Source organism: Variovorax sp. RKNM96 (genome assembly GCF_017161115.1).
In the GTDB taxonomy this organism is placed as follows: domain Bacteria; phylum Pseudomonadota; class Gammaproteobacteria; order Burkholderiales; family Burkholderiaceae_C; genus Variovorax.
Window position 1 is genome coordinate 5,583,136 of the sequence record NZ_CP046508.1, and the last position, 21,677, is coordinate 5,604,812.

The 21,677-nt window shown below is 66.6% G+C and carries 25 protein-coding genes; 15 read left to right on the forward strand and 10 right to left on the reverse strand.

The annotated features are described in order from the left end of the window. Window positions 1-28: 28 nt before the first annotated feature. Genes GNX71_RS25830 through GNX71_RS25840 form a run of 3 tightly spaced genes read right to left on the reverse strand, consistent with a single transcriptional unit; the run spans window position 29 to window position 2,396 of the window. Window positions 29-991, reverse strand: coding sequence for a threonine/serine dehydratase (locus tag GNX71_RS25830; RefSeq protein ID WP_206175063.1), 963 nt, complete (start codon window positions 989-991; stop codon window positions 29-31). Beyond that, window positions 988-1,956 (reverse strand): 4-hydroxy-3-methylbut-2-enyl diphosphate reductase, encoded by a 969-nt coding sequence (gene ispH, locus GNX71_RS25835; protein WP_206175064.1) that lies wholly within the window; start codon window positions 1,954-1,956, stop codon window positions 988-990. The genes GNX71_RS25830 and ispH overlap by 4 nt, the downstream gene beginning before the upstream one ends. After that, window positions 1,953-2,396 (reverse strand): FKBP-type peptidyl-prolyl cis-trans isomerase, encoded by a 444-nt coding sequence (locus tag GNX71_RS25840; protein ID WP_206179687.1) that lies wholly within the window; start codon window positions 2,394-2,396, stop codon window positions 1,953-1,955. Before GNX71_RS25840 ends, ispH begins: the two co-directional genes overlap by 4 nt. A 116-nt stretch (window positions 2,397-2,512) precedes the next feature. On the opposite strand from GNX71_RS25840, the gene radC reads away from it, so the two are divergent. Both radC and GNX71_RS25850 read left to right on the forward strand, forming a co-directional pair. Beyond that, a complete protein-coding gene (gene radC / locus GNX71_RS25845) occupies window positions 2,513-3,190 on the forward strand; it encodes a DNA repair protein RadC (RefSeq protein WP_206175065.1) in 678 nt (225 codons plus the stop codon). Continuing rightward, entirely contained in the window at window positions 3,190-3,855 is a 666-nt protein-coding gene (locus GNX71_RS25850; protein ID WP_206175066.1) for a Smr/MutS family protein, read from the forward strand. Before radC ends, GNX71_RS25850 begins: the two co-directional genes overlap by 1 nt. A 126-nt stretch (window positions 3,856-3,981) precedes the next feature. On the opposite strand, the gene GNX71_RS25855 is transcribed toward GNX71_RS25850, so the two are convergent. Genes GNX71_RS25855 through fabV form a run of 3 tightly spaced genes read right to left on the reverse strand, consistent with a single transcriptional unit; the run spans window position 3,982 to window position 6,890 of the window. Continuing rightward, entirely contained in the window at window positions 3,982-5,205 is a 1,224-nt protein-coding gene (locus GNX71_RS25855; RefSeq protein WP_206175067.1) for an FAD-dependent oxidoreductase, read from the reverse strand. Between the two features lie 42 nt (window positions 5,206-5,247). Continuing rightward, the gene (locus tag GNX71_RS25860) at window positions 5,248-5,667 is read right to left on the reverse strand and encodes a group II truncated hemoglobin (RefSeq protein WP_093437920.1); all 420 of its coding nucleotides are present in this window, start codon (window positions 5,665-5,667) and stop codon (window positions 5,248-5,250) included. 26 nt (window positions 5,668-5,693) lie between these two features. Further along, a complete protein-coding gene (gene fabV / locus GNX71_RS25865; RefSeq protein ID WP_206175068.1) occupies window positions 5,694-6,890 on the reverse strand; it encodes an enoyl-ACP reductase FabV in 1,197 nt (398 codons plus the stop codon). Window positions 6,891-7,053: 163 nt separating this feature from the next. Here fabV and GNX71_RS25870 point away from each other — a divergent pair, with 163 nt between their 5' ends. The 5 genes from GNX71_RS25870 to GNX71_RS25890 all read left to right on the forward strand — a co-directional run bounded on the left by GNX71_RS25870 (window position 7,054) and on the right by GNX71_RS25890 (window position 11,221). Then, window positions 7,054-7,881 carry an ABC transporter substrate-binding protein gene (locus GNX71_RS25870; protein WP_206175069.1) on the forward strand — a complete coding sequence of 276 codons (828 nt, stop codon included), beginning with the start codon at window positions 7,054-7,056 and terminating at the stop codon, window positions 7,879-7,881. 164 nt (window positions 7,882-8,045) lie between these two features. Continuing rightward, window positions 8,046-8,741: an amino acid ABC transporter permease gene (locus GNX71_RS25875; protein ID WP_206175070.1), complete on the forward strand. Its 696-nt coding sequence runs from the start codon at window positions 8,046-8,048 to the stop codon at window positions 8,739-8,741. 13 nt (window positions 8,742-8,754) lie between these two features. Further along, window positions 8,755-9,483 carry an amino acid ABC transporter permease gene (locus tag GNX71_RS25880; RefSeq protein WP_206175071.1) on the forward strand — a complete coding sequence of 243 codons (729 nt, stop codon included), beginning with the start codon at window positions 8,755-8,757 and terminating at the stop codon, window positions 9,481-9,483. Further along, complete coding sequence (locus GNX71_RS25885; RefSeq protein ID WP_206175072.1) at window positions 9,480-10,223, forward strand: amino acid ABC transporter ATP-binding protein; 744 nt, start codon at window positions 9,480-9,482, stop codon at window positions 10,221-10,223. Before GNX71_RS25880 ends, GNX71_RS25885 begins: the two co-directional genes overlap by 4 nt. Further along, entirely contained in the window at window positions 10,220-11,221 is a 1,002-nt protein-coding gene (locus tag GNX71_RS25890; RefSeq protein WP_206175073.1) for an isopenicillin N synthase family oxygenase, read from the forward strand. The genes GNX71_RS25885 and GNX71_RS25890 overlap by 4 nt, the downstream gene beginning before the upstream one ends. Here GNX71_RS25890 and GNX71_RS25895 read toward each other — a convergent pair. The 3 genes from GNX71_RS25895 to GNX71_RS25905 form a co-directional block, all read right to left on the reverse strand. Further along, window positions 11,164-11,490, reverse strand: a complete 327-nt coding sequence (locus GNX71_RS25895) for a hypothetical protein (protein ID WP_206175074.1) — start codon at window positions 11,488-11,490, stop codon at window positions 11,164-11,166. The two genes, GNX71_RS25890 and GNX71_RS25895, sit on opposite strands and share 58 nt — an antisense overlap. After that, window positions 11,487-12,167 carry an HAD family phosphatase gene (locus tag GNX71_RS25900; RefSeq protein WP_206175075.1) on the reverse strand — a complete coding sequence of 227 codons (681 nt, stop codon included), beginning with the start codon at window positions 12,165-12,167 and terminating at the stop codon, window positions 11,487-11,489. Before GNX71_RS25900 ends, GNX71_RS25895 begins: the two co-directional genes overlap by 4 nt. Before the next feature lie 87 nt (window positions 12,168-12,254). Continuing rightward, a complete protein-coding gene (locus tag GNX71_RS25905; RefSeq protein WP_206175076.1) occupies window positions 12,255-13,598 on the reverse strand; it encodes an MFS transporter in 1,344 nt (447 codons plus the stop codon). A 182-nt stretch (window positions 13,599-13,780) separates the two neighbouring features. Between GNX71_RS25905 and cyoA the strand changes: the two genes are divergently transcribed. From cyoA to GNX71_RS25945, 8 genes are all read left to right on the forward strand, one after another. Beyond that, a complete protein-coding gene (gene cyoA, locus GNX71_RS25910) occupies window positions 13,781-14,806 on the forward strand; it encodes a ubiquinol oxidase subunit II (RefSeq protein ID WP_206175077.1) in 1,026 nt (341 codons plus the stop codon). A 2-nt stretch (window positions 14,807-14,808) separates the two neighbouring features. Then, window positions 14,809-16,815 carry a cytochrome o ubiquinol oxidase subunit I gene (gene cyoB / locus GNX71_RS25915; protein ID WP_206175078.1) on the forward strand — a complete coding sequence of 669 codons (2,007 nt, stop codon included), beginning with the start codon at window positions 14,809-14,811 and terminating at the stop codon, window positions 16,813-16,815. Next, window positions 16,808-17,473 carry a cytochrome o ubiquinol oxidase subunit III gene (gene cyoC, locus GNX71_RS25920; protein ID WP_206175079.1) on the forward strand — a complete coding sequence of 222 codons (666 nt, stop codon included), beginning with the start codon at window positions 16,808-16,810 and terminating at the stop codon, window positions 17,471-17,473. The genes cyoB and cyoC overlap by 8 nt, the downstream gene beginning before the upstream one ends. Continuing rightward, the gene (gene cyoD, locus GNX71_RS25925; protein WP_206175080.1) at window positions 17,470-17,880 is read left to right on the forward strand and encodes a cytochrome o ubiquinol oxidase subunit IV; all 411 of its coding nucleotides are present in this window, start codon (window positions 17,470-17,472) and stop codon (window positions 17,878-17,880) included. Before cyoC ends, cyoD begins: the two co-directional genes overlap by 4 nt. Continuing rightward, window positions 17,877-18,734 (forward strand): SURF1 family protein, encoded by an 858-nt coding sequence (locus GNX71_RS25930; protein ID WP_206175081.1) that lies wholly within the window; start codon window positions 17,877-17,879, stop codon window positions 18,732-18,734. Before cyoD ends, GNX71_RS25930 begins: the two co-directional genes overlap by 4 nt. Then, window positions 18,718-20,112: an ATP-binding protein gene (locus GNX71_RS25935; protein ID WP_206179689.1), complete on the forward strand. Its 1,395-nt coding sequence runs from the start codon at window positions 18,718-18,720 to the stop codon at window positions 20,110-20,112. Before GNX71_RS25930 ends, GNX71_RS25935 begins: the two co-directional genes overlap by 17 nt. Continuing rightward, window positions 20,109-20,669 carry a response regulator transcription factor gene (locus GNX71_RS25940; RefSeq protein WP_206175082.1) on the forward strand — a complete coding sequence of 187 codons (561 nt, stop codon included), beginning with the start codon at window positions 20,109-20,111 and terminating at the stop codon, window positions 20,667-20,669. Before GNX71_RS25935 ends, GNX71_RS25940 begins: the two co-directional genes overlap by 4 nt. Window positions 20,670-20,749: 80 nt before the next feature. Further along, window positions 20,750-21,433, forward strand: coding sequence for a hemolysin III family protein (locus GNX71_RS25945; RefSeq protein ID WP_206175083.1), 684 nt, complete (start codon window positions 20,750-20,752; stop codon window positions 21,431-21,433). A gap of 10 nt (window positions 21,434-21,443) precedes the next feature. Here GNX71_RS25945 and GNX71_RS25950 read toward each other — a convergent pair whose 3' ends face one another. Next, on the reverse strand, window positions 21,444-21,668 hold the full coding sequence (locus tag GNX71_RS25950) for a SlyX family protein (protein ID WP_206175084.1): 225 nt from the start codon (window positions 21,666-21,668) through the stop codon (window positions 21,444-21,446). Window positions 21,669-21,677 lie beyond the last annotated feature (9 nt).

Consider the following 21,677-nt stretch of genomic DNA (forward strand, 5'->3'; position numbering starts at 1 on the left):
GTCGCGCCGCCCCACTCCGCCCGCAATCTCAGGCGACGGTCGCCGGATCCACGTTCGCCCCGCAGACGATCAGGCACACCTTCTCGCCCTCGCGCGGCGCGTAAGCGCCGGTCTGCAGCGCCGCCAGCGGCAGCGCGGCGGCCGGCTCCACGGCAAGCTTCAGTTCCTTCCACAGCCACTGCTGCGCGGCGCGGATGGATTCATCGGACAGCAGCAGCGCGTCCTGCACCTGCTGCTGCGTGATCTCCCACGAGATCGCGCCGATGCGGCGTGCGCCGAGCGAGTCGGCCGCGATGCCGCCCACTTCGACATCGACCGGTTCGCCAGCCTCGCGCGCGCGGAACAGCGTCGGTGCCTTTTCGGGCTCGAGCGCCACCACGCGGGCGCGCTTCTCGAACCAGCCGGCGAGGCCGCCGATCAGGCCGCCGCCGCCCACGCTCACGAGCACCGAATCGGGCAGGCCGCCCTGCACTTCGATCTCGTGGCCCAGCGTGCCCGCGCCGGCCACCACTTCGGGCTGGTCGTAGGCATGGGTCAGCAAGGCGCCGGTTTCCTTCTGCCGCGTGAGGCAGGCGGCCAGCGCATCGGGGTACAGCTCGCCGACCACGACCACTTCAGCGCCCAACGCACGCAGGCGCGCGCGCTTGGCTTCGGGCGACACGCCGGGCAGGAACACCTGGCAGCGCACGCCCAGCGCCTTCGCGGCGGCTGCGGTCGCGATGCCGGCATTGCCGCCCGAGGCCACGACCACGCCGCTTTCGGGAATGTCGTTGGCCAGCAGCCGGTTCATCATGCCGCGGGCCTTGAAGCTGCCGCTCACCTGCAGGTGCTCCAGCTTGAGCCACACCTCCACGCCGGGCACTGCCAGGCCGAAGGCGGATGCGGGCAGCTTCCAGAGTGGCGTCTCGCGCAGGAAGCCGGCCGCGCGTTCGCGCAGCCTGCGGGAAGCGCTCTCGATGTCGGAGCGCCAGTCAGTCGTTTGCTTGTTCAAGAGATATGTCCCGGAGGCGGAATGTCGTCGAGCTTGAGGCCCTTGGGGAGTGGAAACTTGATGGTTTCCTCGATGCCGTCCATCTTGCGGACCGACACCGCACCGAAGGCCCGCACGCGATCGATCACCTCGCGCACCAGCACCTCGGGCGCCGAGGCGCCTGCGGTAAGGCCGACGCGGCCCTTGCCCTCGAACCATTCGGGCTTGAGTTCGTCGGCCGAATCGACCATGTAGCTCTCGGTGCCCAGGCGCTGCGCGAGTTCGCGCAGCCGGTTGCTGTTGGAGCTGGTGGGGCTGCCGACCACGATCACGAGGTCGACCTGCGGGCTCATGATCTTCACCGCGTCCTGGCGGTTCTGCGTCGCGTAGCAGATGTCCTGCTGCTTGGGCTCGCGCACGTTCGGAAAGCGCGCGCGCACCGCGGCGGCGATCTCGGCGGCATCGTCCACGCTGAGCGTGGTCTGCGTGACGACTGCGAGCTTGTCGGTCTGCCCGGGCGAGACCTTCGCCACGTCCGCCACATCTTCCACGAGGTGGATGCCGCTGGAGAGCTGACCCATCGTGCCCTCGACCTCGGGGTGCCCCTTGTGGCCGATCATGATGAATTCGTAGCCTTCCTTCGCGAGCTTGGCCACCTCGACGTGCACCTTGGTCACCAGCGGGCAGGTGGCATCGAAGATCTCGAAGCCGCGGTCGCGCGCCTCCTGCTCCACCGCCTTGCTCACGCCGTGCGCGCTGAACACCAGCGTGGCGCCGGGCGGCACGTCGGACAGCTCCTCGATGAAGATCGCGCCCTTGGCCTTGAGCTCGTTCACCACGTAGGTGTTGTGCACGATCTCGTGGCGCACATAGATCGGCGCGCCGAACTTGGCGATGGCGCGCTCGACGATCTCAATGGCGCGGTCCACGCCCGCACAGAAGCCGCGCGGCTCGGCGAGGAGGACTTCCTCGATGTTGGGATTCATAGCACTCCGATCAGCTTCACTTCGAAAGTGACAGGCTGGCCGGCGAGCGGATGGTTGAAGTCGAAGCGCACCGCGGTCTCGCTCGATTCGATCACCGCGCCTGCGTAGCTGCCCGTGCCATCAGGCGTGGGGAACTGCACCACGTCGCCGACCGCGTATTTCTCGTCGGGGTCGCCCATCTGCGCGAGCAGCTTCTTGGCCACCCATTGCTGCATCTCGGGGTTCCGGTCGCCGAAGGCCTCGCCGGCGGGCAGCTCGAAGGTGGCATGCGTGCCCTCTTCCAGGCCCAGCAGGCGCTGCTCCATGGCAGGCGAAAGTTCGCCGGTGCCCAGCGACAGGGTCGCCGGCTTGTCAGCGAAGGTGTTGATGATGTCGCCCGCCGGGCCGGCCAGCCGGTAGTGCAGGGTCAGGAAGGAGCCGGAAGTCACGACGTGGGACATTTGGGACATGGGGGCAACGGAGGTAGGCAAAGACAAGGTGGGTGTCCCGATAAACTGGACTGCATTTTAAGGACGGGGCCTTCCACCCGCTCCATTCAAGGTTTCCCAAGGTTTCGATGGCTTTCAAGGATCTCCCCGCCACCGCCCGCCCGCGCGAAAAACTCATCGCGCGGGGCGCCGCCGCGCTGGCCGACGCCGAGCTGCTCGCGCTGCTGCTGCGCACCGGCGTGTCCGGGAAGAACGTGCTGCAGATGGCGCAGGAACTGCTCGATCGCTTCGGCGGCCTCTCGGGGCTGCTGCACACCGGCCCCGAGGACCTGAAGATCGTCAAGGGCATGGGCGGCGATGCCAAGCGCGCCGAGCTCATCGCGGTGCTCGAACTGGCCCGCCGCGCCATGGCCGAGCAGCTCAAGGAGCGCACGGTGTTCGACTCGCCCGAGGCGGTCAAGCAGTACGTGCAGCTGCACATCGGCTCGCGGCCGCACGAAGTGTTCGCGGTGCTGTTCCTCGATGTGCAGCACCGGCTGATCGTGCTGGAAGAACTGTTCCGCGGAACGCTCACGCAGGCGAGCGTCTACCCGCGCGAAATCGTCATGCGCGCCCTGCACCACCAAGCCGCGGCCGTGGTGCTGGCGCACAACCACCCGAGCGGCAGCATCGAACCCTCGCGCGCCGACGAATCGCTCACGCAAACGCTCAGGGCCGCGCTCTCGCTGGTGGACGTGCGCGTGATCGACCATGTCATCGTGAGCCCGGGCCAGAGCTTCTCGATGGCCGAAAAAGGATTGCTCTGATGGCCTCGCGCCCCCCACCCTCGAAAACGCTGAAGAACCTCGCCGACCTCAAGCAGGTGCAGCGCGCGCTGGCCGAAACGCGCGAGCGCGAAGCGGCCGAGGCGGCTGCGAAGGCCGCCGCCGAACGCAAGCGCGCGGCCGAGAAAGACCTGTTCGCCCGCGCCATCGGCGCCACCGAGCCGCTGCGCCGCAAGGCCGCGGTGCCGCTCGCGCCAGAGCCGCCCGCGCCGATTCCGGTGCAGCACCAGCTCGACGAGCAGCGCGTGCTGCGCGAATCGCTCTCCGACGAGTTCGACGTGACCACGCTGCTGGACGTGGACGACGCCATGAGCTTCCGCCGCCCCGGCATCGGCACCGACGTGACGGCGCGGTTGCGCAAGGGCGACTGGTCGATCCAGGCGCAGGTCGACCTGCACGGCCTGCGCAGCGACGAGGCGCGCGAGGCGCTCGGCGGCTTCATCCGCGCATCGCACAAGCAGGGCCTGCGCTGCGTGCGCGTGGTGCATGGCAAGGGCCTCGGCTCGCCCGGCAAGCAGCCGGTGCTCAAGACCAAGACGCAGCGCTGGCTGATCCAGAAGAACGAGGTGATCGCGTTCGTGCAGGCGAAGCCGGCCGAAGGTGGGGCCGGGGCGCTTGTCGTGCTGCTGGCGCCGGTGCGGCGCTGAATCTTTCTCCTTCCCCCTCTGGGGGAAGGTTGGGATGGGGGCAGGCCTTCGAACAAGCGCCGTGTCTGAAGCAAGGCCGTCGTGCCCCCACCCCAACCCTCCCCCAGCGGGGGAGGGGGTCATACGCTATGCCAAGTGGTTCTTCAGCGGAATCGCCGCATCCGCAATCGCCACCGCGTCGGGGCTGCGACCCGCTTCGAGGAGCTTGCGGCTCATCATGTGATCGACCGGCGCGTTGACCGATTCGACGCACACCAATTGCCCGTCGACATAGTGGAACAGCGAGAAAGCTCCCGGCTTGGGACCGGGGCGGCGCACGCTCGTCAAACCCGGCGTGCCTTCGGCCGGCATCAGGCCCACCATCTGCAGCCGCATGCCGCCCTGGTCGGACCAGAACCACGCAACCGCATCGTGCGTGCGCGCGGCACCGGTCAGCGTGGCGACCGCGGTGCGCGCCTGGTCATTCGCGTTCTGCACCGATTCGAGCCGCAGTGCGCGGCCCGCGCGGCGATCGGGGAAGCGCGTGCAGTCGCCCACGGCGAGCACGTCGGCCGCGCTGGTCTGCATGTGGCCGTCGACCACGATGCCGTCGGCGCACTCGATGCCCGCGGCTTGCGCGAGTGCGGTCTCGGGCACGGCGCCGATGCCGAGCAGCAGCAGGTCGACCGGTTGCTTCACGCCGTTGACCTGGACCGATACCAACCGATCGCCCTCGACCTCGAACGCACCGGTCTGAGCGCCGAGCACGATGTCGATGCCCGCGGCGCGATGCGTCGCGAGCACATGCGCCGACAGCTCAGGCGACACGGCGCGGCCCAGGAGGCGCGGCGCACTCTCGATCACCTGCACGCTCTTGCCGAGCGCCTTGGCGGTGGCCGCCACTTCGAGGCCGATGAAGCCGCCACCGAGCACCGTGACGTGCTGCGCACCTGTAAGCCGCTCGCGCAGGCGATGCGCCTCGTCGGCGGCACGCAGGCTCGCGACGTTCTCGAGCCCCTGCTTCAGATCGGGCATCTGGCGTGCGCGCGTGCCGGTCGCGAGCACCAGCCGCTCCCACGGCAGCACGGCGCCCGAGCGCAGCGTGACGGTGTGCGCCTCGCGGTCGATGGCCACGGCCGCATCGCCCAGGTGCAGCGTGATGCCCGCTTCGCGGTACCAGTCGGCGGCCTTGTGCGGCTGCGTGGTTTCTTCGGCGCTCTTGAGAAATGCCTTGGACAGCGGCGGCCGGTGGTACGGCTCGCAGGCCTCTTCGCAGACCAGGTGCACGCGCGCGCCCTGCCCGGCTTCGGCGAGGCCGGCGCAGAGCTGGGCCGCGGCGTGGCCGCCGCCGATGATGACGATGGGATTCATGAGGGAAATTCTTTCGGAGTCGGTGTCTGTTTTTATTCGCCGCTATTCGCCACGGTTTCGCATCCAGTCGGCAGTCTGGAAGAACGAGGTGCGCAGCCTTGCGCGCAAGTCGTCAGGCACGCCGGTCTCGCCCATCGCCTGGTCCATGCAGGCGAGCCACTGGTCGCGCTCCTTGATGCCGATGCTGTGGCCGCCGATGCTCTGCGGCAGGTGGCGCGCACGCAGCATCGGATGGCCGAAGCGATCGGTGTAGTGCTGCGGGCCGCCGAGCCAGCCGCACAAGAACCAGAAGAGGCGCTGGCGCGCGTTGTCGAGGCTGGTGCCGTGCACGGCGCGCAGTTGCGCGTAGGCGGGCTCGAGGTCCATCAGGTCGTAGAAGCGCTCGACCAGCGCCTCCACCTTCGGTTCGCCGCCGATCCACTCGAAGGGCGTGCCGGCGGGCGGCTTTTCTTGAATCTGCATGGGCGGGAGTATCCCTCTGGGCGTTTCTAGGCCTGCACGAGGTTCGGAATGCCCACATCGGGATTCACGTCCGCCTCGTAGTCCACGCCTTCGACCGCAAAGCCGAAGAGGCGCAGGAACTCGGTCTTGTAGCCCGCGAAATCGGTGAGTTCGTGGATGTTCTCGCTCGTGACCTGGGGCCAGAGTTCCACCACCCGCGCCTGCACGTCGGGGGCCAGTTCCTTGTAGTCCGCGCGCAGGCGCCCTTCGTCGTCCAGGTGCGGCGTGGGGCCGTAGAGGCTCTCGGCAAAGAGGCCATGGACCTGCTCGATGCAGCCCTCGTGCGTGCCCTTCTCCTTCATCACCTTGAAGAGGAGCGACAGGTACAGCGGCATCATCGGAATGGCCGAGCTCGCCTGCGTCACGACCGCCTTGAGCACCGAGACGCGCGCATCGCCGCCCTTCGCGGCCAGGCCGGCGCGAATGCCGAGCACCTTCTGGTCGAGGTCCTTCTTGGCGGCGCCGATGGAGCCGTTCCAGTAGATGTCGTGCGTGATCTGCTCGCCCAGGTAGGTGAAGGCAGTGGTCTTCGCGCCATCGGCCAGCACGCCCGCGTCTTGCAGCGCATCGATCCACATCTGCCAGTCCTCGCCGCCCATCACGGCAACGGTGTTGTCGATCTCCTCCTGCGTGGCGGGCTCCAGCACGGTTTCCTTGACGACCTCGTTGTCGGTGTCGAGGCCGCGCAGCGTGACGGCCTTGCCGATGGGCTTGAGCGTCGAGTTGAAGACCTGGCCGGTCTTCGGATGCGTGCGTCGCGGCGCAGCCAGGCTGTAGACGACGAGGTCGACCTGGCCCATGTCTGCGCGGATCGCGTCGATGGTCTTCTGCTTCACGTCGTCGGAGAAGCCGTCGCCGTTGATGCTCTTCGCATAGAGGCCTTCTTCCGCTGCCGCGCGATGAAAGGCCGCGGTGTTGTACCAGCCGGGCGAGGCAGGCTTGGTCTCGCTGCCGGGCCGCTCGAAGAACACGCCGAGCGTGTCGGCGCCGCTGCCGAAGGCCGCAGTGATGCGCGCGGCCAGGCCGTAGCCGGTCGATGCGCCGATGACGAGCACCTTCTTCGGTCCTCCCGCGATCCGGCCTTGGGCCAGGACGTGCTCGATCTGCTGCCTGACATTGGCTTCGCAGCCCGTGGGATGGGTCGTGACGCAGATGAAGCCGCGCACGCGCGGTTTGATGATCATGAAGACCTCGCTGATGTGATGCCGGGGGAAGCCCGCGAATTTAACCCAGCCCGTCGCGAAGGCATCCCATACGCGCCATATGCATATGTCGATTGACGATTTAATAATCTGAGGTTTTATTGATATGGTTCGGCCCTGATTTCCAACCGGAGAGAGAACAACCATGCGCCACACCCTGCTCGCCGCGGCCCTCGCCGCCTCCACCTTCCTCTTGGGCACCGTCGCCCACGCGGACCAGCTCGCCGACATCAAGAAGAAGGGCGAGCTCGTGGTCGGCGTGCTCGGCACCGACGAGCCCGCCACCTTCGTCGACCCGAAGACGCGCCAGATCGTCGGCTACGAAGTCGACCTGGTGAACGCCATCGCCAAGAAGATCGGCGTGAAGCCGGTGCTCAAGCAGATCGCGGTGGCCGCGCGCATTCCCGAACTGCAGCAGGGCCACGTGGACCTGGTGGCCGCCGGCCTCACGCACAACAAGGAGCGCGAGGCGCAGATCGACTTCTCGCTCACCACCTTCGTGACCGGCCAGAAGGCCATCGTGAAGAAGGACAGCGGCATCACCGACATCCCGCAGCTGGGCGGCAAGAAGGTGCTGACCATCCGCGGCGGCACGCAGGAGCCGAACATCCGCAAGGCCGTGCCCACCGCCGAGGTCGTGACCTTCGACACGAGCCAGCAGGCCTTCCAGGCGCTGCAGCAAGGCAAGGGCGTCGGCTACGTCGACGACGAGGCCGCGCTGCTGCGCAGCTACGCCAAGCTCGGCCCGGCGAAGGCGCAGTACGTGGTGCTCAAGCAGAACCTGAGCACCGAGGCGCTGGCCATCGGCATCAAGAAGGGCGAGAGCGGCCTGAAGGCCGTGGTGGACGACACGCTGCGCGAACTCGAGAAGTCGGGCGAAGCGCAGAAGATCTTCGTGAAGTGGTACGGCCCGGACACCGCATCGGGCTTCCAGACGCGCGACTTCAAGTTCGAATCGGACAAGATCGACTGAGCCTGCCTTTGCATTTCTCCTTCCCCTTCCGGGGGAAGGCCGGGATGGGGGCCAGCGGCCTTTGAACAAGCCGCGGCGCATCGATCGCCGTCGAGCCCCCACCCCGACCCCCCCCCGGAAGGGGAGGGAGTCAATCCCTCGCGACGGTGATACTGTCGCCCCCCATGCCCCTGTTCGACTATTCCTTGCTGCTGACCGGCAAGTACCACGACATGCTCGTCGCGGGCCTCCTGCTCTCGCTGCAGCTGTTGGCCGCCTCGCTCGTGCTCGCGCTGCCCATCGCGCTGGTGGTGGCGCTCCTGCGCCTGTCGCCGCTCGCGCCGCTGCGCTGGCTGGGCTTCGCGTACGTGGAATCGATTCGCAACATCCCGCTGCTTGCGCACATGCTCTTCTGGTATTTCGGCGCGCCCGAGTTGCTGCCCGACGGCATCAAGCAGTGGCTCTATGCGGGGCACATCGAGGCCTACAGCGCCATCGTCGCGCTCGCGCTCTACACGGCCGCCTTCATGGCGGAAGACATCCGCAGCGGCATCCGCGCGATTCCCACCGTGCAGTTCGAGGCCGGCCGCGCATTGGGCTTCGGCTTCCTGGACACCATGCGCCGCGTGGTGCTGCCGCAGGCGCTGCGCATCACGGTGCCGCCGCTCATCTCGCAAACGCTGAGCCTCTGGAAGAACACCTCGATCGCCACGGTGATCGGCGTGGCCGAGCTCATGTACCAGGCCGGTCAGGTCGAGAGCGCGACCTTCCGCAGCTTCGAGTCGTTCGCTTTCGCGAGCGCGGCATACCTGAGCGTGTCGCTGGCCATCACGGGCCTGGCGACCTGGTACCACCACCGCTTCCCGGTGCGGACGATCTGAGGACGGCGACGCGATGCTTCAGATCATCAACGACTACTGGGTCTACTTCCTCATCGGGCAGTACCCGAACGGTCCGCTCGGCGGGCTGGTGCTCACGCTGCTGCTGGCCTCGTGCGGGCTGGTGCTCGCGCTGCCGCTGGGCATCGTGCTGGGCCTGGCGCGCGTGAGCCCATGGCGCTGGCTGCGCTGGCCCGTCACGGGCTTCGTGTTCGTGGTGCGCGGCCTGCCGCTGCTGATGGTGATCTTCTGGGCCTACTTCTTCCTGCCCAGCGTGACGGGCGTGAAGACCGACCAGTTCACCACCATGCTGATCGCGCTCGTGATCTTCGATGCCGCCTACCTCGCCGAGATCGTGCGCGCCGGCATCCAGGGCCTGCCGCGCGGGCAGATGGAAACGGCCCGTGCGCTGGGCCTGAGCTACTTCCGCGCGATGCGCCTCGTGGTGCTGCCGCAGGCGCTGCGCAGCATGCTGCCCTCGCTGGTGAACCAGTTCGTCTCGACCATCAAGGAGACCTCACTCGGCTACATCATCGGCCTGGCGGAGGTGTCGTTCATCGCGACGCAGATCAACACGCAGGTGTTCACCAAGCCGGCACAGATCTACCTGATATTGGGCGGCACGTACTTCATTCTTTGCTTCGGCCTGTCGCGCTTCGCCTACTGGCTGGAGCGCCGGCTCGCGCGCCGCGGCATGTCCACCATCGCCTCCACTTCCGCTTCGGCCCCCAAGGTGTCCGCATGATCGAACTGCAGAACGTCAACAAGTGGTACGGCAGCTACCAGGCCCTGGTCGACATCAACGAGACCATCCACAAGGGCGAGGTCGTCGTGGTGTGCGGGCCCTCGGGCTCGGGCAAGTCGACGCTGATCCGCACCTTCAACCGGCTGGAGCCGATCCAGTCGGGCCGCATCCTCTTCGAGGGCCAGGACATCCACGCCCCCGGCACCGACGTGAACGCGTTCCGCTCGCGCATCGGCTTCGTGTTCCAGCAGTTCAACCTTTTCCCGCATCTCACGGTGCTGCAGAACTGCACGATGGCACCCATGCAATTGCGCGGCCTTACGCGCAAGGACGCCGAGGAGCGCGCGATGGCGCTGCTGCACCGCGTGGGCCTCGCGAACAAGGCCAATGCGTGGCCCAGCGAACTCTCGGGCGGCCAGCAGCAGCGCGTGGCGATTGCACGCGCCCTTGCGATGCAGCCGCCGCTGATGCTGTTCGATGAACCCACCAGCGCGCTCGATCCCGAGATGGTCGGCGAGGTGCTGCTGGTGATGCGCGACCTCACGCGCGACGGCATGACCATGGTCTGCGTCACGCACGAGATGGGCTTCGCGCGCGAGGTGGCCGACCGCGTGATCTTCATGGACGAGGGCAAGGTGCTCGAGCGTGCGACGCCCGACGACTTCTTCAACCGGCCGCAGCATCCGCGTGCGCAGCAGTTCCTGTCCGACATCCGCTCGCCTTTCTCGAGAGACGCATGAGCTACACATCCCTTCCCCTGATCGACGTTGCGCCGCTCGTGGCCGGCACGGCTGGTCGCGATGCGGTGGCCGCGCAGATCGGCGCCGCCTGCCGCGCGCACGGCTTCTTCTACGTCACGGGCCACGGCGTCGATGCCGCGCTGGTGCAGCGGCTCGAAGACCTGAGCCACCGATTCTTCGACCTGCCCGAAGAAACCAAGATGCAGTGGCGCATGGCCCTCGGCGGGCGCGCATGGCGCGGCTTCTTCCCGCTCGGCGGCGAGCTGACTTCGGGCCGGCCCGACTGGAAGGAAGGCCTGTACCTCGGCACCGAATTGCCCGCCGCGCATCCGTTGGTGTTGGCGAAGACGCCGGTGCATGGGCCGAACCTCTTCCCCGATGTGCCGGGGTTCCGCGAAACCATCCTCGACTACATGGCTGCGGTGACGCAGCTCGGCCATCGGCTGATGGAGGGCATCGCGCTGAGCCTCGGCCTGCCGGTCACGTATTTCGCCGAGCGCTACACCGCGGACCCGCTCATCCTGTTTCGCCTCTTCAACTACCCCTCGCAGCCCGTGCCCGAAGGGCTCGACGTGCAATGGGGCGTCGGCGAGCACACCGACTACGGCCTGCTCACCATCCTCCACCAGGACAACGTCGGCGGCCTTGCGGTGCACACGCCGGGCGGCTGGATCGACGCGCCGCCGATTGCAGGCTCCTTCGTCTGCAACATCGGCGACATGCTCGACCGCATGACCGGCGGGCTCTACAAATCGACGCCGCACCGCGTGAAGCGCAACACCTCGGGGCGCGACCGGTTGTCGTTTCCGCTGTTCTTCGATCCGAATTTCGAGGCGCGCGTGCAGCGCATCGAAGGCCTTGCGGGTGCGCAAGCGCTCGACGACAGCGCCGAACGCTGGGACCGCGCCAACGTGCACGCCTTCAGCGGCCGCTACGGCGACTACCTGCTCGCCAAAGTCTCGAAGGTGTTCCCGCAGTTGCGCGACGAAGTGCTCTGAGCCGAGTTCGCTGGAACGTCGATGAACTCGTCTTCCCAACTGCCCACGTCGGCATCGGGATCGGAGATGGGCACGAGCTTGTCGCTGCGGCAGTAGAAGGTCCAGCCCTCGAACAGCACGTCGTAGTAGGTGCCGGGCAGATAGCGCTCGCCGGGCGCTTCATAGGGTGCGGAGACCACCTCCACGATGCGGCCGACCGCGCGCTCGGTCATCGGCGATGCGAGGCAGCTGTCGACGACATGACACAGGGTGCCGATCTTGATGGTCATGGCCGCACCAGTTCGCCGGGGAACCAGCGCGGCAGGTGCGCCGTCGCATCGTGCAGCGAGTCGAGCACGTGAAAGGCTTGCTCGATGATCGACGCGGGCGGGTGCTTGAGGTCCGGCACGATCACGACCCGCAGTCCCGCCGCCAGCGCGGCCTTGGCGCCGTTCTCGCTGTCCTCGAAGGCGATGCATTGCGACGGATCCACGCCCAGGCGCGAGGCCGCGAGCAGGTAGAGCGCCGGATCGGGCTTGGCGCGTGCCACCTCGTCACCGCCCGCGAAAGCATCGAAGTGATGGAGCACGTCGAGGCTGCCGAGGCAGGCCTGGATCTGCCCACTGGTTGACGACGAAGCCACCGCGCAACGCGTGCCGCGCTGGCGCAATGCGGTCAGGAACTCGGCCGCGCCGGGCTTGATGGGAAAGAGCGGCGTGCCATCGGAGCGCTCCAGCTGCAGCCGCTTGCGCACATGCGCGATCGCATGCCGGTAGGCCTCGGGCCCGCCGAGCAGCGCGCCGAGGATCACCTCGGACTCGACTGTGGCGAGGCCGACGACCTGCAGGTACTGCGTGTGCGAAAGCTCGATGTCGAGCGTGCGGGCCGCCTCGATCCAGGCGGCCATGATGGGCCGCTCCGAATCGATGAGAAGCCCGTCCATGTCGAAGATGGCGGCGGCAAACATGGAGCGATCCTAAGCCAGCGCGCGATGCCATCAGAAAAGAAAAAGGGGCCCGAAGGCCCCTTGTCGAGAACGTCGGCAGTCCGCCGCTCAGTCGCGCACCAGCGCCCGGTTCAACCCCAGTGCTGCCAGCGTGCCGGCCGCGCCCGAGAGCAGGTAGACGCTGACGTACGCCAGCCCGAAGTGCGCCGACAACCCGAGCGCCACCAGCGGAGCGAACGCGGCGCCGATCAGCCAGGCCAGGTCGGCCGTGAGCGCCGCGCCGGTGTAGCGGTACTTGGGTTCGAAGTTCGAGGTCACGGCACCTGCGGCCTGGCCGTACGAGAGACCCAGCAGCACGAAGCCCAGCAGGATGAACACGTCCTGCCCGAGGCGGCCGCCGTCGAGCAGCGTGGGGGCGAAACCGCTGAACACCGCGATCAGCGCGGCCAGGCCGCCCAAAGTGAAACGGCGTCCCACGCGGTCGGCGATCACGCCCGAGGCCACGATGCCGCCGGCGCAGAACACCGCGCCGATCATCTGCACCACCAGGAACTCGGTGATCGACTGGTCGGAGTACAGCGTGATCCACGAGAGCGGGAACACGGTGATCAGGTGGAACAGTGCATAGCTGGCCAGGGCTGCGAACGCGCCGATCAGCAGGTTGGCCCCCTGCGAGCGGGTCAGCTCGACCACGCTGGTGGGCTGCAGTTCGCGCTCTTCGAGCAGGCGCGAATACTCTTCGGTGGCCACCAGGCGAAGGCGCGCAAACAGTGCCACCACGTTGATTGCGAAGGCCACGTAGAAGGTGTAGCGCCAGCCCCAGTCGAGGAATTCCTTGATCGACAGGCTCGCGTAGAGGTAGGCGAACAGCGCGCTGGCAATGAAGAAGCCGATGGGCGCGCCCAGCTGGCCCAGCATGGCGTACCAGCCGCGGCGGTTCGGCGGCGCGTTCAGCGCCAAGAGCGACGGCAGGCCGTCCCACGAGCCGCCGAGCGCCAGGCCCTGGCAGAAGCGGAACACCGACAGCAGCACGATCGCCGTGAACCCGATGCTCTCGTAACCCGGGAGGAACGCGATGCCGGCCGTGGACGTGCCCAGCAGGAACAGCGCGATGGTCAGCTTGGTTTCGCGCCCGAATCGTCGCTGGATCGCCATCGAGATGACAGTTCCGAACGGTCGTGCAATGAAGGCGAACGAGAAGACCACGAACGCGTAGAGGATTCCCTCCAGGCGCTGCTCGAACGGGAAGAATACGTACGGAAACACCAGCACCGAGGCGATGCCGTAGACGAAGAAGTCGAAATACTCGGAAGCGCGGCCGATGATCACGCCGACCGCGATCTCGCCCGGGGCGATGTGCGAGTGATCGGCATTGCCCTGGCTGGCGCCGTTTCCGGACGTGTTCGGCACAGGCTGTGCGCCTTGCGGACTGATGCTGGACGTCGTCGTCATTGCGTTTTGTAATTCGGGTGTCACCGGCAGTGACAAAGGTAGACCATTGAACAGAGGCTCCAAGCGTCTCACCGAACGGGGATTCCCGCCATAGGACAAAACGTCCAATAGGCGGCGGGAACCTTTGGTCGTAGATTGTGGAGTCTTTGCGCAGCCCACGCACCTCTTTCTTTCTCTTCGGCATGCCCACCCTCCACTCCCTTCGCCGATGGCTCGTCTTGCTTCCCCTCGCCTTGCTGGCGGGATGCAACACGGTGCTCATGAACCCCTCCGGCGACATCGCCAACCAGCAGGGCCGACTCATCGTCGTCTCCACGGTGCTGATGCTGATCATCATCATCCCGGTGATCGCACTGACCATCTTCTTCGCCTGGCGCTACCGCCAGTCGAACAAGGAGGCCACCTACAGCCCCGACTGGGACCACTCCACCCAGCTCGAACTCGCGATCTGGGCCGCGCCGCTGCTGATCATCATCGCGCTCGGCGCGATCACCTGGATCAGCACCCACACGCTCGACCCGTACCGTCCCTTGAGCCGCCTGGACGCCAAGCGCCAGATCTCGCCCGAGACCAAGCCGCTGGTGGTCGAAGTGGTGGCGCTCGACTGGAAGTGGCTCTTCATCTACCCCGAGCAGGGCATCGCCACGGTGAATGAACTGGCCGCGCCGGTGGACGTGCCGATCAGCTTCAAGATCACCGCCTCCTCGGTGATGAACTCCTTCTTCATCCCTGCGCTGGCCGGCCAGATCTACGCCATGCCGGGCATGGAGACCAAGCTGCACGCGGTGATCAACAAGCCGGGCGAATTCGAAGGCTTCTCGGCCAACTACAGCGGCGCGGGCTTCTCGGGCATGCGCTTCAAGTTCCACGGCCTGAACAAGGACGACTTCGACAAGTGGGTCGAGAAGGCCAAGACCTCCAAGGAAGGCGAGCTCACCCGCGAGGGCTACATGAAGCTCGAAGTGCCGAGCGAACGCGAGCCCGTGCGCCACTACGCCACCGTCGACGCCGACCTGTACAACGCCATCCTCAACCGCTGCGTCGACCGCAACAAGATGTGCATGAGCCAGATGATGGCCATCGACGCCGACGGCGGCCTGGGCAAGCCCGGCGCCTACAACGTCGCCACCATGCAGAGCTGGCAACCCGACACCCTCAACTCGCCCAAGCGTCAATACGTCACGGCGATGTGCACCACCGAAGAATGACGATGCTTGCGAACCTTGACCTGACGAAGCTCGTCTTCGGCCGCCTCACCTGGGAGGCGATTCCCTTTCACGAGCCCATCCTGCTCGTGACCTTCATCGCCGTCGTGCTCGGCGGCATCGCTCTCCTGGGCGCGATCACCTACTTCAAGGTGTGGGGCGTTCTGTGGCGCGACTGGATCACCAGCATCGACCACAAGAAGATCGGCATCATGTACATCATCCTTGGGTTGGTGATGCTGCTTCGCGGCTTCTCCGACGCCATCATGATGCGGGCCCAGCAGGCCTTCGCCTTCGGCGACAACGCAGGCTTTTTGCCGCCGCACCACTACGACCAGGTCTTCACTGCCCACGGCGTGATCATGATCTTCTTCGTGGCGATGCCGCTGGTCACGGGCCTCATGAACTTCGTGGTGCCGCTGCAGATCGGCGCGCGCGACGTGGCCTTCCCGTTCCTGAACAACTTCAGCTTCTGGATGACCACCTTCGGCGCGGGCCTCGTGATGGCGTCGCTGTTCGTCGGCGAGTTCGCCAAGACCGGCTGGCTGGCGTATCCGCCGCTGTCGGGCATCCTGTTCAGTCCGGACGTGGGGGTCGACTACTACATATGGTCGTTGCAGATAGCGGGGGTAGGTACCTTGCTCTCTGGCGTCAACTTGCTGGCCACCATCGTGAAGATGCGCGCGCCCGGCATGACGATGATGAAGATGCCCGTCTTCACCTGGACCGCCCTCTGCACCAACGTGCTGATCGTGGCTGCCTTCCCGGTGCTGACCGCCGTGCTGGCCCTCTTGTCGCTCGACCGCTACGTCGGCACCAACTTCTTCACGAACGACCTGGGTGGCAACGCCATGATGTACGTGAACCTGATCTGGATCTGGGGCCACCCCGAGGTGTACATCCTGATCCTGCCGGCCTTCGGCATCTTCTCGGAAGTGGTCTCCACCTTCTCGGGCAAGCGCCTCTTCGGCTACGCCTCGATGGTGTACGCCACGGTCGTGATCACGATCCTCTCGTACCTCGTGTGGCTGCACCACTTCTTCACCATGGGCTCGGGTGCCAGCGTGAATTCGTTCTTCGGCATCACGACGATGATCATCTCGATTCCGACGGGCGCGAAGATCTTCAACTGGCTCTTCACCATGTACCGCGGCCGCATCCGCTACGAGCTGCCGATGATGTGGACCATCGGCTTCATGATCACCTTCGTGATCGGCGGCATGACCGGCGTGCTGCTGGCCGTTCCCCCGGCCGACTTCGTGCTGCACAACAGCCTGTTCCTGATCGCCCACTTCCACAACGTGATCATCGGCGGCGTGCTGTTCGGCATGCTGGCGGGCATCACCTACTGGTACCCGAAGGCCTTCGGCTACAAGCTCGATCCGTTCTGGGGCAAGTGCTCGTTCTGGTTCTGGATCATCGGCTTCTGGTTCGCCTTCATGCCGCTGTACATCCTGGGCCTGATGGGCGTCACCCGCCGCATGAGCCACTTCCAGGACATGTCGCTGCAGATCTGGTTCCAGATCGCCGCCTTCGGCGCGGTGCTGATCGCGCTGGGCATCGCGTCCTTCATCATCCAGCTGGTGGTGAGCTACATCCGCCGCGATTCGCTGCGCGACACCACGGGCGACCCGTGGAACGGCCGCACGCTCGAATGGTCGACCTCCTCGCCGCCGCCGGCCTACAACTTCGCGTTCACCCCGCGCATCCACGACAACGATGCCTGGACCGACATGAAGCGCCGCGGCTACGAGCGTCCGCTGGAAGGCTTCACCCCGATCCACATGCCCAAGAACACCAGCGCCGGCTTCATCATCGCGGCCCTGGCTGCGGTGTGCGGCTTCGCGCTGATCTGGCAGATGTGGCTCGTGGCGGGCATCGGCTTCGTTTCCATGCTGGCCGCCGTGATCATCCATACCTTCAACTACAAGCGCGACTACTACATCCCCGCTGAGGATGTGGTCCGCACCGAAGGCGAACGCACCCGCCTGCTGGGAGCCGCCCATGTCTGACACCACCGCTCTCCAGACGCCCGCGGGCGTGCATGCGCACAGCGACCAGACGGGCAAGCCGCCCGTGTTCGAGCTGTTCCACGTCGGCAACGACCACCACCCGGAGAACGGCACGCTGCTGGGTTTCTGGCTCTACCTGATGAGCGACTGCCTCATCTTCGCGTGCCTCTTCGCGGTGTACGGCGTGCTGGGCCGCAACTACGCGGCCGGCCCTTCGGGCGCCGACCTGTTCGACCTGCCGCTGGTGGCGATCAACACCTCGCTGCTGCTGCTGTCGTCGATCACCTACGGCTTCGCGATGCTCGAGATGCAGAAGAAGCGCATGGGCGGCGTGCTCGTGTGGCTGGCCATCACGGGCCTGTTGGGCGCGGGCTTCATCGGCCTCGAACTCTATGAATTCGCGCACCTGCTGCACGAAGGCGCGGGTCCGCAGCGCAGCGCGTTCCTGTCGTCGTTCTTCGCACTGGTGGGCACCCACGGCCTGCACGTGAGCTTCGGCATCATCTGGCTCATCGTGCTGATGATCCAGTTGCCCAAGCACGGCTTCACCGCCGCGAACCGCCGCCGCCTGATGTGCCTGTCGATGTTCTGGCACTTCCTGGACGTCGTCTGGATCGGCGTCTTCACTTTCGTGTATTTGATGGGATCGATGGCATGAGCGCCCACACCGACACCGCCGCGCACGGCCATGGCGCACACGATGGGCACGACGACCATCACGACGATGGCCCCGTGAGCCACAGCACCTTCAAGGGCTACATGACCGGCTTCGTGCTGGCCGTGGTCCTGACCGCGATTCCCTTCTGGCTCGTCATGGGCAAGGTGTTCCCGAGCGCGAACACCACCTCGCTCATCATCCTGGGCTTTGCCGCGGTGCAGATCGTGGTCCACATGATCTATTTCCTGCACATGGACGCCAAGTCCGAGAGCGGGTGGAACATGCTGGCGCTGATCTTCACGATCGTGCTCGTCGTCATCACGCTGGCCGGATCGCTCTGGGTCATGTACCACATGAACACCAACATGATGCCGATGTCGGTGCACGACATGAAGAACATGCCTTGACGCTCCCCGCGCCAGACCACCTCAGCCACAACAACACACCGGCCGGCCGCCCGCGCTCCGCGGCTGCCCGGGTGGCACTGGCGGTCTGCGCGGTGCTGGCCTTTGCCGGCTTCTTCGCGCTCGGCACCTGGCAGGTCGAGCGCAGGGCCTGGAAGCTCGATCTCATCGCCCGCGTCGACCAGCGCGTGCATGCCCCGGCCGCCGAGCCCCCCGCGCGTGCCGCCTGGCCACAGGTCAACGCAGCCGACGACGAATACCGCCATGTGCGCGTCACCGGCACCTTCCTGCACGACAAGGAAACCCTGACCCAGGCCAGCACCCGGCTCGGCGCCGGCTTCTGGGTGCTGACGCCGCTGCGTTCGGCCGATGGCACCGTGGTGCTGATCAATCGCGGCTTCGTACCGCCAGAGGCACGCGAGCGAACGAGCCGCGCGGCCACCGAGGCGAAGGGCGAGGTCGCCGTCGCCGGCCTCCTGCGCATCACCGAGCCCAAGGGCGGGTTCCTCCGCAAGAACGACCCCGCCGCCGACCGCTGGTTCTCGCGCGACGTGCAGGCCATCGCGGCCGCACGCGGACTCGACAACGCAGCGCCCTATTTCGTCGATGCCGAGGCCGATCCGTCGCTCTCGCCCGAGACGGCCGACTATCCCGTGCGCGGCCTCACGGTCATTGCCTTTCCCAACAGCCACCTGGTCTACGCCCTCACCTGGTACGGCCTCGCGCTGATGGTGCTGGGCGGCGCCTGGTTCGTCTGGCGCGACGGGCAGAGGCGCGCCCGAAGGGCCTCCGGCGGCAGCGGTGAAAATGCGGCCCATGCCGACACCCACCCCCGCCCCGATGCGCGCCGCGACTGAAGCCGTGGCCGCAGTCGCGGGCGAGCTGCACGCCCCCCGCGCCGGCGTGGCGAGCCTGGACAACGCCACCGGCCACAAGAACATGCAGCAGCTGATCCAGCTGCGCTGGTTCGCGGTGGTCGGGCAGGTGGCCACCATCCTGGTGGTGCACTACGGCTTCGGCATCCGGCTGCCGCTGGACAACATGCTGCAGGTGCTCACCTGCCTGGCGCTCTTCAACATGGTGAGCCTGCTGCGCTCGCGCACCCATCGCCGGGTGACCAACGGCGAGCTGTTCCTGGCGCTGCTGGTCGACGTGGCCACGCTCACGGCGCAGCTCTACCTGAGCGGCGGTGCCACCAACCCCTTCGTCTTTCTCTACCTGCTGCAGGTGATCCTGGGCGCGGTGCTGCTGAAGGCCTGGTCGACCTGGACCATCGTAGTCATCACCAGCCTGTGCTTCGCCGGGCTGGCGCTCTTCTCGCGCCCGCTCGCGCTGCCGCTGGACCACCACCGGGGCCTCTGGAGCCCCTACATCCAGGGCATGCTGGTGTGCTTCGCGCTCAATGCGGCGCTGCTGGTGATCTTCATCACCCGCATCAGCGGCAACCTGCGCGCACGCGATGCGCGGCTGGCCGACCTGCGCCAGCGCGCGTCCGAGGAAGAACACATCGTGCGCATGGGCCTGCTCGCCTCGGGTGCGGCGCACGAGCTGGGCACGCCGCTCGCCACGCTGGCGGTGATCCTGGGCGACTGGCGCCGGCTGCCGCACTTCAGCTCCGACCCCGAACTGCTGACCGAGGTGGCCGAGATGGAACTGCAGATCCAGCGCTGCAAGAGCATCGTGAGCGGCATCCTCCTGTCGGCCGGCGAGGCGCGCGGCGAGTCGTCCGAAGAAACCACGGTGAGCACCTTCCTCGACGACCTCGTGCAAGAGTGGCGCACCACGCGCCCGGTGGAAGAGTTCGACTACGACAACCGGTTCGGACAAGACCTCCCCATGGTCTCCGACTCGGCGCTCAAGCAGATGATCTGCAACGTGCTCGACAACGCGCTGGAGGCATCGCCGCACTGGCTGCGCCTGGAAGCGGCGCACGATGCCGACAACCTCACGATCACCGTCACCGACGCGGGCCCGGGGTTCCTCCCGGCGATCCTCAAGGAATTCGGCAAGCCCTACCAGTCGAGCAAGGGCCGGCCGGGCGGCGGGCTCGGGCTGTTCCTCGTCGCCAACGTGGCGCGCACCCTGGGCGGCCGCGTCGCGGCGCGCAACCGGCCCGAGGGCGGCGCGATCGTGACCGTCACGCTGCCGCTCGCGGCCATCGTGCTGGAAGAAGAGGAAGCCGACGACGAAGAAGATGCCGCGCCGGTCGAGCCCATTGCCAACGGAAAACCATGACGGAAACCGCCGAAGCCGAACGCCAGTTGCTGATCGTCGAGGACGACGATGCCTTCGCGCGCACGCTCAGCCGCTCCTTCGAGCGCCGCGGCTATGCGGTGATGCACGCGAGCAATGCCGACGAGGTCCAGGCGCTGTTGGAAACCCGCTCGCCCGACCAGTCGCCCGGCTATGCGGTGGTCGACCTGAAGCTCAACGGCGAGGCCTCGGGCCTGGCCTGCGTGCAGATGCTGCACCAGCACAACCCGAAGATGCTGATCGTGGTGCTCACGGGCTTCGCCAGCATCGCCACAGCGGTGGAGGCCATCAAGCTGGGCGCCTGCCACTACCTGGCCAAGCCCTCGAACACCGACGACATCGAGGCCGCCTTCGGCCGCGCCGCCGGCACCACGGAGGTGGAGCTGACCAACCGCTCGACCTCGATCAAGACGCTCGAATGGGAGCGCATCCACGAGATGCTGGCCGAGACCGGCTTCAACATCTCCGAGACCGCGCGCCGGCTCGGCATGCATCGGCGCACATTGGCACGCAAACTCGGCAAACAGCAGGTCAAGTAACATGATCTGCCGGTTTCGCGTGGATTGCGGAACCAAAACCGAATCTCGAGGTCCTGTTCCTGATGACGAATAGCCCATCCATGCAGCTGCAGCCCCTTCCCGTCGATTCGAAGAAGCCGCCCTCTGCGGCGCGCGACCAGACCGGGATGGAAGAGCTCTTCAACGCCCTGAGCCACGGCCTCGGCCTGCTGCTGGCGATTGCCTCGCTGCCCATCCTGATCTATAGCGCCGCACAGAAGGGCCAGGCCGCGAGCGTGGTCGGCGTCTCGCTCTTCGCGGGCACAGCCATCGTGCTGTACCTGATCTCCACGCTGTACCACGCACTGCCGATCGGCCGCGCCAAGGCCTGGTTCAACCGGCTGGATCACGCGGCCATCTATCTCTTCATCGCGGGCAGCTACATGCCCTTCCTGTTCGGCGTGCTGCGCGGTCCGTGGGGTTGGACGCTGTTCGGCGCGATCTGCGCGGCGGCGGCGCTGGGCGTGGGCGCCAAGCTGTTCAACCGGCTGCAGCATCCGCTGTGGTCGACCGGGCTCTATGTGGCGATGGGGTGGATGGCGCTGATGGCGGCGGTGCCGCTCTATGAGCGCATGTCACCGGCGGGGCTGGGCTGGCTCGTGGCCGGCGGGCTCTTCTATACCGCGGGTGCCGTCGTCTTCCTGTTCGACAACAAGGTGCGCTTCGCCCATTCGGTATGGCACCTGTTCGTGCTGGCCGGCAGCACCTGCCATTTCTTCGCCGTGCTCTGGCACTCGCACGGCTGAGCTTTCTCTTTCAATAGTGCGGCGGTAGCTCGTCGCGCAGGTTGCGGGCGGCTCCGTCCTGTCCTGCGTTCTGGCTCTGCTGCCGCAGGTGCGCCACCTGCTGGATCAGGCTGTCGATCTGCTGCTGTTGCCGATAGATTGTCATGTTCAGCTGTTCCAGCAGGTCGTCGGCATAGCTGGACTTGATCTCGAGTTCGGTCAGCCGCTCGGTCACGTCGTTCGGTAGGTGTTCCATGCCGCTATT

Bases quoted from the DNA above. Each gene is read 5' to 3' on its own strand.
- ispH (WP_206175064.1), bottom strand. From the start codon at position 1,956: ATGAATCCCAACATCGAGGAAGTCCTCCTCGCCGAGCCGCGCGGCTTC.
- GNX71_RS25840 (WP_206179687.1), bottom strand. From the start codon at position 2,396: ATGTCCCACGTCGTGACTTCCGGCTCCTTCCTGACCCTGCACTACCGG.
- radC (WP_206175065.1), top strand. From the start codon at position 2,513: ATGGCTTTCAAGGATCTCCCCGCCACCGCCCGCCCGCGCGAAAAACTC.
- GNX71_RS25850 (WP_206175066.1), top strand. From the start codon at position 3,190: ATGGCCTCGCGCCCCCCACCCTCGAAAACGCTGAAGAACCTCGCCGAC.
- GNX71_RS25855 (WP_206175067.1), bottom strand. From the start codon at position 5,205: ATGAATCCCATCGTCATCATCGGCGGCGGCCACGCCGCGGCCCAGCTC.
- GNX71_RS25860 (WP_093437920.1), bottom strand. From the start codon at position 5,667: ATGCAGATTCAAGAAAAGCCGCCCGCCGGCACGCCCTTCGAGTGGATC.
- fabV (WP_206175068.1), bottom strand. From the start codon at position 6,890: ATGATCATCAAACCGCGCGTGCGCGGCTTCATCTGCGTCACGACCCAT.
- GNX71_RS25870 (WP_206175069.1), top strand. From the start codon at position 7,054: ATGCGCCACACCCTGCTCGCCGCGGCCCTCGCCGCCTCCACCTTCCTC.
- GNX71_RS25875 (WP_206175070.1), top strand. From the start codon at position 8,046: ATGCCCCTGTTCGACTATTCCTTGCTGCTGACCGGCAAGTACCACGAC.
- GNX71_RS25880 (WP_206175071.1), top strand. From the start codon at position 8,755: ATGCTTCAGATCATCAACGACTACTGGGTCTACTTCCTCATCGGGCAG.
- GNX71_RS25885 (WP_206175072.1), top strand. From the start codon at position 9,480: ATGATCGAACTGCAGAACGTCAACAAGTGGTACGGCAGCTACCAGGCC.
- GNX71_RS25890 (WP_206175073.1), top strand. From the start codon at position 10,220: ATGAGCTACACATCCCTTCCCCTGATCGACGTTGCGCCGCTCGTGGCC.
- GNX71_RS25895 (WP_206175074.1), bottom strand. From the start codon at position 11,490: ATGACCATCAAGATCGGCACCCTGTGTCATGTCGTCGACAGCTGCCTC.
- GNX71_RS25900 (WP_206175075.1), bottom strand. From the start codon at position 12,167: ATGTTTGCCGCCGCCATCTTCGACATGGACGGGCTTCTCATCGATTCG.
- GNX71_RS25905 (WP_206175076.1), bottom strand. From the start codon at position 13,598: ATGACGACGACGTCCAGCATCAGTCCGCAAGGCGCACAGCCTGTGCCG.
- cyoA (WP_206175077.1), top strand. From the start codon at position 13,781: ATGCCCACCCTCCACTCCCTTCGCCGATGGCTCGTCTTGCTTCCCCTC.
- cyoB (WP_206175078.1), top strand. From the start codon at position 14,809: ATGCTTGCGAACCTTGACCTGACGAAGCTCGTCTTCGGCCGCCTCACC.
- cyoC (WP_206175079.1), top strand. From the start codon at position 16,808: ATGTCTGACACCACCGCTCTCCAGACGCCCGCGGGCGTGCATGCGCAC.
- cyoD (WP_206175080.1), top strand. From the start codon at position 17,470: ATGAGCGCCCACACCGACACCGCCGCGCACGGCCATGGCGCACACGAT.
- GNX71_RS25935 (WP_206179689.1), top strand. From the start codon at position 18,718: ATGCGCGCCGCGACTGAAGCCGTGGCCGCAGTCGCGGGCGAGCTGCAC.
- GNX71_RS25940 (WP_206175082.1), top strand. From the start codon at position 20,109: ATGACGGAAACCGCCGAAGCCGAACGCCAGTTGCTGATCGTCGAGGAC.
- GNX71_RS25945 (WP_206175083.1), top strand. From the start codon at position 20,750: ATGCAGCTGCAGCCCCTTCCCGTCGATTCGAAGAAGCCGCCCTCTGCG.
- GNX71_RS25950 (WP_206175084.1), bottom strand. From the start codon at position 21,668: ATGGAACACCTACCGAACGACGTGACCGAGCGGCTGACCGAACTCGAG.